General features: G+C 34.2%; 16 protein-coding genes. 7 read left to right on the top strand and 9 right to left on the bottom strand.

Going from position 1 to position 13,107, the window contains the following annotated elements; all coding sequences use genetic code 11:
* Window positions 1–147 precede the first annotated feature (147 nt).
* The 5 genes from CO050_06105 to CO050_06085 all read right to left on the bottom strand — a co-directional run bounded on the left by CO050_06105 (window position 148) and on the right by CO050_06085 (window position 4,221).
* Window positions 148–1,194: a hypothetical protein gene (locus tag CO050_06105; protein PJC30529.1), complete on the bottom strand. Its 1,047-nt coding sequence runs from the start codon at window positions 1,192–1,194 to the stop codon at window positions 148–150.
* Between the two features lie 434 nt (window positions 1,195–1,628).
* Complete coding sequence (locus CO050_06100) at window positions 1,629–1,895, bottom strand: excinuclease ABC subunit C (GenBank protein PJC30528.1); 267 nt, start codon at window positions 1,893–1,895, stop codon at window positions 1,629–1,631.
* A 123-nt stretch (window positions 1,896–2,018) separates the two neighbouring features.
* Window positions 2,019–2,534 carry a hypothetical protein gene (locus CO050_06095; GenBank protein ID PJC30527.1) on the bottom strand — a complete coding sequence of 172 codons (516 nt, stop codon included), beginning with the start codon at window positions 2,532–2,534 and terminating at the stop codon, window positions 2,019–2,021.
* Between the two features lie 20 nt (window positions 2,535–2,554).
* Window positions 2,555–3,889 (bottom strand): hypothetical protein, encoded by a 1,335-nt coding sequence (locus tag CO050_06090; protein PJC30526.1) that lies wholly within the window; start codon window positions 3,887–3,889, stop codon window positions 2,555–2,557.
* Entirely contained in the window at window positions 3,886–4,221 is a 336-nt protein-coding gene (locus CO050_06085) for a hypothetical protein (GenBank protein PJC30525.1), read from the bottom strand. The genes CO050_06090 and CO050_06085 overlap by 4 nt, the downstream gene beginning before the upstream one ends.
* Before the next feature lie 123 nt (window positions 4,222–4,344).
* Here CO050_06085 and CO050_06080 point away from each other — a divergent pair, with 123 nt between their 5' ends.
* Window positions 4,345–5,136, top strand: coding sequence for a hypothetical protein (locus CO050_06080; protein ID PJC30524.1), 792 nt, complete (start codon window positions 4,345–4,347; stop codon window positions 5,134–5,136).
* Between the two features lie 109 nt (window positions 5,137–5,245).
* On the opposite strand, the gene CO050_06075 is transcribed toward CO050_06080, so the two are convergent.
* Window positions 5,246–5,815: a hypothetical protein gene (locus CO050_06075; GenBank protein ID PJC30523.1), complete on the bottom strand. Its 570-nt coding sequence runs from the start codon at window positions 5,813–5,815 to the stop codon at window positions 5,246–5,248.
* A gap of 94 nt (window positions 5,816–5,909) precedes the next feature.
* Between CO050_06075 and CO050_06070 the strand changes: the two genes are divergently transcribed.
* The 6 genes from CO050_06070 to CO050_06045 are packed head-to-tail and all read left to right on the top strand — an operon-like array spanning window position 5,910 to window position 11,364.
* Window positions 5,910–6,599, top strand: a complete 690-nt coding sequence (locus tag CO050_06070) for a hypothetical protein (GenBank protein PJC30522.1) — start codon at window positions 5,910–5,912, stop codon at window positions 6,597–6,599.
* A gap of 1 nt (window position 6,600) precedes the next feature.
* Window positions 6,601–7,746 carry a hypothetical protein gene (locus CO050_06065; GenBank protein ID PJC30521.1) on the top strand — a complete coding sequence of 382 codons (1,146 nt, stop codon included), beginning with the start codon at window positions 6,601–6,603 and terminating at the stop codon, window positions 7,744–7,746.
* Between the two features lie 3 nt (window positions 7,747–7,749).
* Entirely contained in the window at window positions 7,750–8,823 is a 1,074-nt protein-coding gene (locus CO050_06060; protein PJC30520.1) for a hypothetical protein, read from the top strand.
* Between the two features lies 1 nt (window position 8,824).
* The gene (locus tag CO050_06055) at window positions 8,825–9,826 is read left to right on the top strand and encodes an NAD-dependent epimerase (GenBank protein PJC30519.1); all 1,002 of its coding nucleotides are present in this window, start codon (window positions 8,825–8,827) and stop codon (window positions 9,824–9,826) included.
* On the top strand, window positions 9,795–10,928 hold the full coding sequence (locus tag CO050_06050; protein PJC30518.1) for a hypothetical protein: 1,134 nt from the start codon (window positions 9,795–9,797) through the stop codon (window positions 10,926–10,928). Before CO050_06055 ends, CO050_06050 begins: the two co-directional genes overlap by 32 nt.
* A gap of 10 nt (window positions 10,929–10,938) precedes the next feature.
* On the top strand, window positions 10,939–11,364 hold the full coding sequence (locus CO050_06045) for a hypothetical protein (GenBank protein ID PJC30517.1): 426 nt from the start codon (window positions 10,939–10,941) through the stop codon (window positions 11,362–11,364).
* Here CO050_06045 and CO050_06040 read toward each other — a convergent pair.
* The 3 genes from CO050_06040 to CO050_06030 form a co-directional block, all read right to left on the bottom strand.
* Window positions 11,350–11,955 carry a histidine phosphatase family protein gene (locus CO050_06040; protein PJC30516.1) on the bottom strand — a complete coding sequence of 202 codons (606 nt, stop codon included), beginning with the start codon at window positions 11,953–11,955 and terminating at the stop codon, window positions 11,350–11,352. The genes CO050_06045 and CO050_06040 overlap by 15 nt on opposite strands.
* 7 nt (window positions 11,956–11,962) lie before the next feature.
* Window positions 11,963–12,616, bottom strand: a complete 654-nt coding sequence (locus tag CO050_06035; protein PJC30515.1) for a hypothetical protein — start codon at window positions 12,614–12,616, stop codon at window positions 11,963–11,965.
* A gap of 187 nt (window positions 12,617–12,803) precedes the next feature.
* Window positions 12,804–12,956, bottom strand: a complete 153-nt coding sequence (locus CO050_06030; GenBank protein ID PJC30514.1) for an XRE family transcriptional regulator — start codon at window positions 12,954–12,956, stop codon at window positions 12,804–12,806.
* Window positions 12,957–13,107 lie beyond the last annotated feature (151 nt).

Here is a 13,107-nt window from a genome sequence, read left to right as displayed (position 1 = left end):
GATTAAAGCATTAGAAACTTTCGAACATGCAGAATTGCCCGACAAATCAACAAAAAAAGACGCTTTGTTGCCGAGGCAATCCATCTGGCTCGGGGGATGAGATGATTTTCGGACAACTGGCGATTTAAGCTGGCGATTTTAAATTATCTACAATTGAAAATAATTTTCAATTACGTATTGAAGCTGTTTTACATAAAGTCGTTTGAAATTAAACAAATTGTTAGTTTCATAAAAAACAATCATTGCGCTTCTATATTCATTAATATTAATGTTTCGATAAGACAAAGGAGGAAAATCGTAAGCCATGAGGACAGCGTTTGAAAGCATACGCGAGGTTCTTTTATTCCCATCGGCAAATGGTTGAAGGTAAGCAATCATTATTGCAAGTACTAATGCTTTTTCCGGTGGATATTCAATTTTATTCACATGTTCAATTAATTGTCTTAATATCTTTTCAATCTTATGTTTGTCTGATAAGGGTTCGTATTGTGTTCCAGTAATTCTCACTTTTTGCGATCTAATGCCCGAAGTTATTAAGCCTTTTGTTAACACTCGGTGTAACTGAATAATGTCGGGGAAATCTAGTTTTCTAAATGAATTCTTTTTATCTAAAATTGTCTCAAACGCTTCTTTGTGATTTAAAATCATCACAGCTTCTTCGTTAGAATGCCCGTTCGCTTTAATATTCTGCTTAATCAAGGTTTCCGTTTCAATTAAGCTGTAAGTGTTTCCCTCAATTTGTGACGATTTCCAAGATAGTTCAATAACAAATCTTTCTAGCTCCCTTTTATAGATTGATAAATCTAGTTTTTCTTGAGCCTCTTTAAAAACTTTCTTGCTCTTTTCCCACAATCTGATTTCATCTGGAGAATATAAGTTGTTTAAGTGATCAAAGACGAAAACATCAAATTTTTTTTTAATTATCCTGTCTTCTTCAATAAAATAACCGTCAAGATCAAGATAATTTAGTAAAGAATTGGTTTCAAACAAACCATATCTAGTATTTTTCCCTTTTCCTTCTGCTTTGACAAGCTTATCATTAATTAGATCGTTTAAATCTCTAATAATTGTTATTCTCGAAACTCCCTTTTTAGCAGATATTTTCTCTGTCAATTCTTGGCGGGTAATACTATTCTTTTGTTTTAAGATTGATAAGATCTGTTTTTGACGGTCATTAAGATTCGTATCATTCATATCTGTTAATCGTATCACAAATGATACGAATAGTGAATGGCCAATTTATCAAGAGGTTCGTTTAGTTATATTAAGTGCCAATTAGCTCCACCGGTTGGAGGATGTTAGAACCTATTACGCTTAGATTTAACTTCTCTAACTTTAGACTTGCACTTGTCCTGAGCGAAGTCGAAGGATAGCACAAATCAGAGAGGAAATAGAAAAGGTTACGGATTAAAACTTTTCTAAAATTTTTCCAGATTCTTGTCCTTTATTTATTAAACCAATCTTTGTATCTTTTTCCGGAAAGAAAATTTGGATTTTCAATTTTGCCACAAATGTCAGGTAGTGCTAGAGAAATAAATAATGCACCATACCAATTTTTGTCTTTTATCGCTTTTCTAATAGCGTCAAGAATATCTTTCATATATACATTTAATATTATTAAGAGACTGTTATTTTATCCACGGTGTCTTTTCAAAATAGCTTTGCAGCATAACCTCTATTTCTTTCTTTCCATTTCCACCTTTTAAGTACAGTTCTCTCTGTTTAGCATCTTTTTCTTCAATAAATGCCTCGTAATAAATTAACCTAATGGATAACTTTGACTTAGTGGATCTGACAAAACCTTTTTGATGTTTCTCAATACGTTTCTTTAAATCAGAAGAATATCCAGTATAAAGCTTTCCATCAGCACAATGCAGAATGTAAACATAATACATTAAAATTAATTATATATTTTATGAGTTAGCTTCCCGCTAAGCGGGATAAAGCCACGCTCAGCGTGGCTCCCCTTAAAGGACTTGTTCATCAACCGAGAAATTGAGATTAATACAGACCAAATACTACTTATAAATAGCAATCAGCTGGCGAACAATCATATCTTCCCAATTAGTGATGTGCTCAGTTGAGAAGTCAAACCATACTCGCAGGAAATCTTCCTTTCCAATTTTGCGTACTCTCCCAACCTCGGGATCTTGTAAATAGATATACTCTTCGTCCAGCCCGACTACCACCGAATAATGTCCATCAGCTACATCATCTTCAGGATAGTCATATCTTCCTCTGGAAAACCAGTTAACTATAACTGGTACTTTTCTTTTCAGCCAACCTTCAATATCCTTAAATTCTGCATTATTTTTAATCTCTACATTCAGACCAAGAGCTTGAGCCACTTTCTTTATTGCTTCATCATTCACTCCTAGATCAGGGTCTCTACCACATATTTGGGACAGATCTTCTTCAGTCTTGTTTATTCCATAGTAATCCAACACCGTTTTTAAGCTGGCAGGACCACAGTATCCACCGCCTAGTGTTTCCTGAAACGGCACAACTTTTAAAAGTTTTGTTTGTGTATTCATAAGTTATATTCTACTACACTCTATTTCCAACGGTCTCTAAATTTCTTTTGCAAAGATACAGCTTGCTTTCTGCTGTCAGCAACAACTATATAGCCCAATATAGGGTCTACGTTATTAATTAAAGTAATCACTATTCCATTATTTTTTTCTTTTATTGGAAATAGTAGATCCTCTACGGTATTAATAATTTTCTCATCTGAAAGAATATTCTGCTTACTACTATATCTAAAAGAGTCTTCGGATATAAGGTATCCCCAGTTAGACACACTCCCCTTAAATATTCTTCTACCTAGGTCGTAGACATGCGTACCCCCAGTTCTTCTTGTATTGGTTTCAACTGCATATATTGTTCTATCTTCAGTTATTACAAAGTCTAAATCAAAAAACCCACGGTATCCTAAGTCTCTATATTTCTGCCCAACTTTCATAGCTATGTCTTCAAGTTTTATCTGTATTTGTTTGGAAAAGCCACTCTTCCCAACACCGATTCCTAAAAACTCGCCAGTTTTACTTAATATCTGCTCACAGGAATAAGTAATTTCAAGATCCTCATCTGATACAAAAACCTCTGTAGAAAGCGAGCCACCTCCAATTTTCATATCAACAATTAAATATTCTTCAACTACAAACAGCTCATCTTGCCAGATATTGTCATTAGCAAATTCCTGTTTAATATATGGTATTAATTTTTTATTATCTTTAAATTTAGCTTTATCTATAATTAACATTCCCCAACCAGATTCGCCTACATTAGCCTTTATTACACAACTTTTATTCTTGCTCAAAAACCAATTAACCTTATTAAATACTTCCTCTGAGCTTTTACAAACGAATCCCTTGGGGATTTTTATCTGAGTAGCTAAAACTTCTCTAAAGCCAATCTTAGAATCAAGATATTCAACAATGTTACTTGTGTCTTCATTTTCCCAAACTTCAAAATCAACATTTTCTTTCTTAAGTTCTTTTACAAGGGTTATAAAGTCTGGAGTTACAGCATAGGGCGTTAATCTAGTATACGGATTTTGCTTAATTAAACCAATCAACCTTGTCCATAGTTTTTTGTCCTTCATTATCATCTGGCAAAGGTTGATGTCCGCTATCTTTGGAAATAAATTATCTACATTACGATAACTTAACGAAGACATATTGGTTTGAAATAGAAGATTAGGGATTTTATAAGGAGTGACTATTGCCTTATTATCACTTTCCCAAAAGAAAGCTCTTTGTGATAGTGCAAGCTCGTGATTGATTCTTTGTTTTCCTTTTGGTGTATTACCAGCACGAGACAAAGGTTTACTGAATGCTTCCGCAGTGTTAGCTATTATAATAGTTCTTCTTTCTCTGTCTTGTTTCACAATATACCTTCTCTTGTAGCAGCGGTTCTAACTATTTTCTCAACTAAATCCTCAAAAGTATACCCGTCAAAGCTCGCTATCATGGTTAGAGTATTATTTAATCCGTGGGTATTAAGACCAATTCCTGGGTTGTAGTTAATATCTACTAAGTAAGGCTGTTGGTCATCACCCACACGATAATCAAATCTAGCATAATCCCTGCACTCTGTGGCTTGAAAAGCAGTTCTTGAATAACCAATCAATGCTTCTTCCATGGGTTTTGATATATCTGCTCTAACCATTTGCTCTTTTTTACCTCCCCATTTGTATTCATAGGAACGAATTTTTTCCAAATCAGATTCTGCTCCCTCAAAGAGAAACTCAATCGGGCAAGCTGGTTTCCAAAAAAGCAGGCAAGCAATACCGAATTGAAAAAAATGTTTTAGAAAAGTTTTTGCAATCGAAAAAATAACACCATGAATAAAAACGAAAGAACATTAGATTTTCATATTGGCAACCTTCTAACGTCGGCGGAAATTCAATTTACTCCAAACGCAAGCAATATTGCAGAAATACACGAAGCACTGAAAACATCATCCAAAAAGGGTACTGGTAGAGTTGGCTTTCCAGAATTTACCGCAAAATCAGGCGACTTCATCTTAGTTGTAGAAGATAAAGCAGACTTAAATAAACAAGCCCACTACACAGATGAAAGCGAAACAGAATTAGCACTTGATACTAAATCGATTACCGATTTTGCAGAAAATGGCGCATTGCACTATGCAAAAGAGATAGTTGCAAAAACCAACTTCAAAAAGGTATTTGCATTTGAATGTACGGGTGATGAAAAACACCACATTATTAGACCAATATTTGTTGGTAAGGGTGGTATTACTAAGAGCGAGTATGACAAATACTACCTACAGACCCGAAACAAAATCGCTGATACAGACGCAAGGCTCAAGTTATTACAAGATGCCGAAGATAACTACTATTTGACCGTAGATCATGTGCTAAACCTTGCTAATCGGGCAAAAAACATCTTTGAAAGTTCTGAAATGGAAGAAAAACACCAATTAATCAAGATGACACTTCAGAACTTGAGGTTAAATGGCAGTTTAGTGCAGTATGACTACCTAAACCCCTTTGACGAAATCGTAAAATACGCCGATCGTTCAGCGTGGCTCCACACTGTGGACGACGTTAGAACCAACATTGAGAGACAAAACGCATATATCTACATTCCAGACTTGAGAGGATACGCTTAGATCTGTATTGAAATAATTTACCCCACCCCACTACTCACTATTTTAATAACTACCAGAGTTATATTGAATTGTTATGTTTGTTAAGTTATTGTGTATTTGAATATATTTACTATTTCGCATTCTCATTCCTCATTTTCTCATAAACCAAATTCCTTAAGAAATCAGCTTTCGACGTATTATTATTTTTTGAACACTTGCCTATATATTTATTCATAGAATCACTTATCATCAAATTAAATCTATTTGACAACTTTTTTTTCTGAGCAAACTTTAAGAACTTCTTAATAATTAATTTAAAATCATTTTTCTTTTCGGGGTGATAATATTTAATCACCAATAGTCTACTACGATCGGCTAAATACAAACCTGAGTATTTTTCTTGTGTTAAAAATAGAGTAGGAATGTTTTTCTTAGTGGCTTGCGAAAGTAAAAAACCCGATCCTGTACTAGGATGAGTTCCTTCAAAAACAACACACTCACAACTTAACATTTCCTTTGAAAGTCTCTTAGCCCTTTCCTCTAGTTGTTGCGAGGTTAACTTTTGGACATTAGTGGGCTTATCAAGAACGTGCTCATATATGACTTCGTTACCATATCCTTCTATTTCCCGAATAATCAATGGAAAAACTGCCTTGAGTTTATATGGAGCAGATATACTTGCCAAAAAAAATATTCTCATAAAACTTTCGATTTGTATAAATCAAGTATTATTATATAATATAGAAAATGTTATACATTGTATATCATACAATAATTAGTATATCTATTTTGTCATGATAGCTGAAAACATTAGCTTGGATTTAAGACCTGCTCAAAAATTATTGAGTCTTCATTCTCAACATAAAACTCCTTATGAACAGGAATTTATGGGCTTACAACTTGTAATTTATCCAAATGTTTTTAATCCTGCATTTACGAAAGTCACAAGAATGCTGGCCGAAAACCTGAATACAGAAAATAGCTCAGTAGTGTTAGATATGTTCTGTGGCTCAGGAGTCTTAGGATTATTGGTCAAGCAACAGGCTAGCAAAGTTGTTGGTGTGGATGCATCTTCCGAAGCAATAGCTTGTGCACATGAAAATGCAACAAGAAACTTAGCAACCAGCAAAACTGATTTTAGAGTAGGGAACTTATGGCAAGGTGTATTAAAAAATGAAAAATTTGATTTAATAATAGCAAACCCGCCATTGCTTCCTGCCACTCCTGAAACTATTTTAGAAATGGCAGTTGCTGACAGCCCAGATATGTCTCTAGCAACGCAATTTATACAAGGATGTCATAGCCGGTTAAATGATTCTGGAAGAGTACTTATGACCTTCTCAAATGCTTCTAAAGTAAGTTTTGTAGACCCTCTTGGACATATAGAAAAACTGGTAGAACAATCAGGTTTATCATTAAATATTGTTGCAGAAAAAGATTATGGCTACGAAATATACAGAGTACTAGAGTTTAGAAAAAGTTAATATGGCAAAAATAATAGCAATAGCAGAAAATTTCGCATTTGGCCCAGTAAGTAAGTTAATTACTGTTTGTGAAAAACTTCTTGAAAAAGGACATCACGTCTCCTTTGTTGGAGACGGAACAGCATATCAACTAGCCAGCCGAGTTAAATTTAGTAAAGTTTATAGATTTGATACTGATTCAAAAGAGTTTATGAACTGGGGTAAAGATCTTTTTAAGCAGGCCGATGCTCTCCTTTCTAGTGTAGATCGTTCTAGTGTCATTCTTGCTAAGAAAGTTAACCTACCCGTGATATGGTTGGATATGCTCTATTGGTGGTGGGATGAAATTCCTGATTATTTATTTGACGTTGATTTATATATTCAACAGAACTCTGTAAAAAATGAACGTAACATGAAAAAATATGCGCAAAAAATCAAAAATATGGTAATTGTTGGACCTATTATAGACATTTCTTACAAAAATAATCCGCAAAAAAAACAATTACTTATTGCGTATGGCGGAACAGAGGCAGCAGGATGGTACAAAATAGGCAAAGATAGTAACTATCCCTATACTTTTTCAAAGCTGATAGTTAATGAGATTAATACTGATAGGTATGATTCTGTGTTATTTGCAGGTAATGAAAAAATTATGGCAGATCTGGACAAAAAATATGGAAACGGTATATACAAATTTACTATTTTGTCACATGCGCAATGGCTACAAGAAGTTGCATCGTCTCAGGATATCTTGATTAACCCAGGGTTAGAAGCACCTTTAGAAGCTATTGCTTATGAGAAACCTATTTTTTTCTTACCTCCATATAATAGCAGTGCTTACGTAGAACTAGATGAATTTCGTGAAAAAGGTATTGCAACTCTATCAAATTCTATTCACTTTTCTGATTACTTTCAGCATAAGCAACTAGCAGGAAGAGATTTAAAAAAAATCATGAAAGAATTTCTAGAGGAACTAAGAAAATTTGAAAACTCTTCTGAAATTCTAAATGACTGCGCAAAAAGAATAAATAAGTATATACAACTTCCCGAATCAATAAAAAAACACCAAATATCAGTTGGTAAAAAATTTATTAGTCAACTTGGTAATAACGGCTTAGACCATACAGTAGAGATCATTGATAGTTTTGTATGTAGTTTAACAAAGTAAGCTATGCAAAAAACAGTTGAAACAATGATTAACAGTCACTTTTCGACCGACCTTTACACATACTCTAGATTAGAAGGTGGAATAAGCAACGAAAGCTATAAGGTTAGATTTTTTGGACAAAACCCTTCGCATGAGACTCTAGTTTTTACAATTTTTCGAGATACTTCAGATTGGTGGAAAATAGAAAAGGAATCTTTAATAAGAGATGTGCTTGATGGTGATCCAGAAGTACTCATTCCTAAAATGTATGATGGAGGGTATGAATTAGTTGACGGAAATGAAACAGGCTTTCTAATAAGAGAATTTGTCGAAGGATATAATTTAGACGAAACAATAGAATCTCGCTTAATGGAAAAAGAAAGAACTCAACATATCACAAACTTAGCTCAAGACTTAGGATATCGTATTGGCACATTTCACAGAAATGATAACTTAACCGATAATGAAATTATGGGGTTAAACCCCGCATATTACACCAATTGGATACAACATGTATTAGAACAAGTTAATGAAGAATCTCGCAAGATTTTTGAGCTGTCAAATGATCAAGGAATAGGGGGTATCAGTCCTGCAAAAATAGTACAACTTCTTCCAGGTTTACATAATCAAATCGGTAGTACCCAAACAAATTTATTAGGTAGTTCGTTAAGCATGAGTCATGGAGATGCTAGATTTGCCAATTTCATTGCAAATTCAGGAGAAAATGGAATTTGGCAGATTAAAAGTCTAATAGATCTTGAAGATGTTCTAGTTGGAGATCCAGAAATAGACATTGCTTTTATAGAGAATTGGCTTTATTTCTCATCATATAAAAACGAATTTTATGATCAAAAAAAAGATTTTCTAAGGGGTTATAACATCACCAGAAAAATATCCCCTAACTACCCACAAAAGAGATTAATTTATCATGCTCTCCGTTCTCTCTCTTATCTCCGAACTATTTTTGGACTTAATAGGAATAACTTACTCAGAAACAATCCCAATATTCAAACCTACGTATTGAAACACTTCTCAATTCTACAATCATTGGAAAGAGGGTATGCATTAGAAGACTTAAATATCGATTCAATCGTATAAAATGACAAAGAATCATCTTCAACAGTTTTATAGCAATAAAGAAATTTTAATAACAGGCGGACTTGGATTCATTGGTAGCAACCTTGCAATAGCACTAGTAAAGCTCGGAGCACATGTCACTTTAATTGATTCACTCATTCCCGATTACGGTGGTAATTTATTTAATATTCAGGAGGTAAAAAATAAATTAAATATTAACATCTCCGACGTCCGAGACCGCCCCAGTATAAATTATTTAGTAAAGGATAAAGATATATTGTTTAACTTAGCAGGAACATTAAGCCACATAGATAGCATGACCGATCCTTTTACAGATCTTGAAGTAAATTGTGTCAGTCAATTATCAATTCTTGAGGCATGCAGACTTAATAATCCATTGATTAAGATTGTTTGGGCAGGAACTAGAAATCAATATGGAAGACCAACATATCTACCTGTAGATGAAAATCATCCACAAGTTCCTACAGATGTTAACGGAATAAATAACATCGCAGGTGAACAATACCATTTGCTGTATTTCCATATATATGGAATAAAAACTACTTCTTTAAGACTTACTAATTGCTATGGTCCACGTCACCAGATGAAACATTCACGACAAGGAGTATTAAATTGGTTTCTTCGTCAATTAATAGATAGCAATGAAATAAAACTAATGGGTGCTGGGTCACAAATAAGAGACATAAATTATGTCGATGATGTTGTTGATGCCTTTCTATTATCAGCAGCATCCGATAACACTTGGGGACAAGCATTTAATTTAGGAGGTGAAGCAGTAAGTCTTGAGGAGTTTATAAAAACTGCAATAACAGTATATGGAAAAGGTAAATATAGTTGCGTCGAATTTTCAGAGGATCGGAAAAAAATAGAGGTAGGAAGTTACATAGCAAACTGGGAAAAATTTAATAAATATGTTGGATGGAAACCAATGACCACATTAGAAAATGGAATTAAATTAACATTAAATTTTTATGAAAAAAACAAAAACTACTATTGGGATTAAGGTTCCATTTTTCCCAACAAGCAGGGAATTTAAAGTGATTAGAAACGAGCTTCATGATTCTCTTGATCAACTAGGAGAAAGTGGTTTTTTAATACTCGGTCCCAAGGTGTCTGAGTTTGAAGAAAAAATGGCAAAAAAAGTCAATAGACTATATTGTGTTAGCTGTGCCTCAGGTACCGACGCAATTACACTAGCCCTGCAAGCAAATAATATTGGGGTTGGGGATGAAGTAATTCTACCCGCAAATTCATATCCAACTATTTTCGGAGTTGCACTAAGTCACGCCTCACCTGTATTAATAGATGTAGAAAGAAATACAGCTAACCTTGACCCAAAACAATTAAAAAAGAAAATCACTCATAAAACGAAGGCTATTATTATTGTGCACTTATATGGTTTATCTGCAAATATTAATGAAATTAAATCTATTTGTAAAGAAAATAAAATTTTACTTATTGAAGATTGTGCTCAAGCAGTTGGATCCATCTATAAAAAAAAGCCCGTTGGCTCTTTTGGGGATATGGCTATATTTAGTTTCTATCCTACAAAAAATTTAGGCGCATTAGGTGATGGCGGAGCTATAGTTACAAATACGAAAAGAACATATGAGAAACTTAAAATGCTAAGAATGTATGGGGAAAGAAATCGTTACGATAGTATATTTGTGGGAAGAAATAGTCGACTTGATGAAATCCAAGCAGCCTTTCTTCTCGTTAAAATGCGTTATTTGGAAAAATGGCTCTTAATCAGAAAACAGCTAGCAACCATTTATTTCAATAATCTTGTACAATTAAAGAATTTAACCCTTCCTTTAGAAAGTAGCTTTGGTGAGCACTCTTTTCATTTATTTGTGATTAGAACAAAACAACGAAACAATCTAAGGAAATGGCTAAAAGAACAAGGTATCGAAACTGGAATTCATTACCCAAAACCAATTCACTTTACTACATCGTTTTCATACACAGGTAATAAGGGTTCTTTTCCAGAAGCAGAACAATGGAGTAAGGAAGCGTTATCACTACCTTTGCATCCTTTCTTGACTAAAAAAGAAATTAAATATGTCACAAAACAAATACAACAATTTTTCTCTAAGACTATATAGTAGATACATAATGAGAATTTTTATTGCTGGTATTATGCAAGGAAACAAGAAAGAACTTGGTATACACTCCCAAGATTATAGAGAGCGAATCACATCTCATTTAAGAACTATTTTCCCCAATGTAGAGATTATTGATCCCGATCTGACAGATCCTAATAGATTAGGATACAACAACAAAGAAGCAGAAGAAATGTTCTTTAGGTATTGTAAAATAGCTGGAGAGGTCGATTTTCTCATCTCTTTTATACCTGAAGCCAGCATGGGATCTGCAATAGAGATGTGGGTAGCTCATAATGCAGGCATACCTATATTGACCATATCTCCACTTCGCCACAACTGGGTTGTTAGACTGCTTTCTCTAAAAGTTTTTTCTGACTTAAATACCTTTGAACAAGAATTCGGGATTCATTTATTGAAAAAGCTAAAGCTCATGTAAGTGACTCGTAGAACCAAGCTCAACTAGATCATAAGCTGATTTATCTGTATAGTAATCTACTATAGTAATTGAACACTCAATGAGACTTCCGTCTTTTGCCTTGCTGAAATTTGTAAGTCTATTATCAAGTAAGCTTGCCTCAAAAACATTTCGTAGAAAATCAGTAATAATACCTCCGTGGGTAACCAAAACAATATGACTTAATTCATCAGGAGTTGAGGAAATAATTTTACATATTCGCTCTCCGGCAGCATAAGATGAATCTCCTACTGGTGGTTGCCAGTTTCTTTCAAGTGACGCTCTTTGCCACATAGCTAGAAAGTCATCAAAAGTCTGATTTGGATCGTCTCCCCAATTTACGCGTTCTCTCAGAAGATTAAGCGTTACGACATCTAAAGCAAGGACATCAGCAATATACTGAGCTGTCTGTTGAGTTCTTATAATAGGGCTTGCTAAAAGCTTTTGTATTGGTAATAACTTGAAGTATTTAGCTGTACTACGAGCCTGCTTTATTCCTTTTATCGAAAGAGGAGGATCCCCGATTTGTTTTTTTGTTTTTCCATGACGAACAAGGTAGAAACGATTTTTCATACATTTATCAAGAAACTAACTTATCAACTCTAATTGCTGATATTTTACTAGGTAAACCAAAAGATTGACTTGATTGATAATAAACTGAGACACCCATTTTGGCTTCAATGTCTTCTACTAATTGCTGAGACACTAATCTACTGGTTTCGTGAGAAAGACTACCAGGTAATTGAGTAAGCAAAACTCCACCTTCATGTAGCAAACTTACTGCTTCCGATAATAGATATCCGAATAAATCTTTATTGTCAGGCAGAGTATGAATACCCCCCTCGGGACGGCATGTAATAATATTAAAACCTTCTAGCTCTTTATCATTTAAATATGATCTGATTCTTTTCCAAGTTTTTTTAGATAAGACATCACCCCCAAGAACAGTTCTTCTATCTATAGAATAATCCTTGTCTGACAGGGTTACTCCTAGAATTGCGTCTACTGATGTATCTTCCCAAGCGCTACCAGACCCCATTAAATCAAGCGTGGCTTGATATCCTTTGTTTTTATCCATTATCTGCACAAGCTCATCTTGAGTTATTATGTCCTTAAAGCTGGCGAGATATGACTCAAGTGAGCTATCTTGTAATCCCCATTCATCCTGATAACTTAAATCTCGATTTAATTTTCTTACCTGTAAAAGCGTCCCAAACAGAGAGTCCTTGTTCATAATTTATACTATTTTCTTATTGTGCAAGCCTAAACATCACAAAATTATAGCATAGCAAGCCGCTGTGACATATAATCGCCAGTTCTAAATGTAAGTACCATATTGAGAGGTAGAATGCGTATATCTACATTCCAGACTTGAGAGCATACGATAACGCATAAACTTACCCCACCCCGCTACTCACTATTTATATACCTTTAAATAGTTCTGATAGAGAAACACTTAATGCTTTGGCAATTTTTGCTATTTTTTCCAAAGTTAGGTTTCTTTCTCCTCGTTCAATAAATCCCATATAGCTTCTGTCTACGCCTATTTCAAAAGCTAAATCTTCTTGTGTCATATTTTTCTTTTTTCGTAAAGACTTAATTCGCTTGCCAAATTTATTGTGTTGCTTAGATCGTTATGCATCACGAGAGAATCCGAACAAACGGCCATTCATTGCATCAAGTAACATCCAATCCAAATTGCTAACCTTTTGCTAATTTTCTTCC

It is taken from the genome of Candidatus Roizmanbacteria bacterium CG_4_9_14_0_2_um_filter_38_17 (genome assembly GCA_002788855.1).
In the GTDB taxonomy this organism is placed as follows: Bacteria; Patescibacteriota; Microgenomatia.
The sequence above is the reverse complement of the archived record's forward strand: the minus strand, read 5'-3'. Positions and strand labels throughout refer to the sequence as shown.

Bases quoted from the DNA above. Each gene is read 5' to 3' on its own strand.
- CO050_06105 (PJC30529.1), bottom strand. From the start codon at position 1,194: ATGAATGATACGAATCTTAATGACCGTCAAAAACAGATCTTATCAATC.
- CO050_06100 (PJC30528.1), bottom strand. From the start codon at position 1,895: ATGTATTATGTTTACATTCTGCATTGTGCTGATGGAAAGCTTTATACT.
- CO050_06095 (PJC30527.1), bottom strand. From the start codon at position 2,534: ATGAATACACAAACAAAACTTTTAAAAGTTGTGCCGTTTCAGGAAACA.
- CO050_06080 (PJC30524.1), top strand. From the start codon at position 4,345: ATGAATAAAAACGAAAGAACATTAGATTTTCATATTGGCAACCTTCTA.
- CO050_06075 (PJC30523.1), bottom strand. From the start codon at position 5,815: ATGAGAATATTTTTTTTGGCAAGTATATCTGCTCCATATAAACTCAAG.
- CO050_06070 (PJC30522.1), top strand. From the start codon at position 5,910: ATGATAGCTGAAAACATTAGCTTGGATTTAAGACCTGCTCAAAAATTA.
- CO050_06065 (PJC30521.1), top strand. From the start codon at position 6,601: ATGGCAAAAATAATAGCAATAGCAGAAAATTTCGCATTTGGCCCAGTA.
- CO050_06060 (PJC30520.1), top strand. From the start codon at position 7,750: ATGCAAAAAACAGTTGAAACAATGATTAACAGTCACTTTTCGACCGAC.
- CO050_06055 (PJC30519.1), top strand. From the start codon at position 8,825: ATGACAAAGAATCATCTTCAACAGTTTTATAGCAATAAAGAAATTTTA.
- CO050_06050 (PJC30518.1), top strand. From the start codon at position 9,795: ATGAAAAAAACAAAAACTACTATTGGGATTAAGGTTCCATTTTTCCCA.
- CO050_06045 (PJC30517.1), top strand. From the start codon at position 10,939: ATGAGAATTTTTATTGCTGGTATTATGCAAGGAAACAAGAAAGAACTT.
- CO050_06040 (PJC30516.1), bottom strand. From the start codon at position 11,955: ATGAAAAATCGTTTCTACCTTGTTCGTCATGGAAAAACAAAAAAACAA.
- CO050_06035 (PJC30515.1), bottom strand. From the start codon at position 12,616: ATGAACAAGGACTCTCTGTTTGGGACGCTTTTACAGGTAAGAAAATTA.
- CO050_06030 (PJC30514.1), bottom strand. From the start codon at position 12,956: ATGACACAAGAAGATTTAGCTTTTGAAATAGGCGTAGACAGAAGCTAT.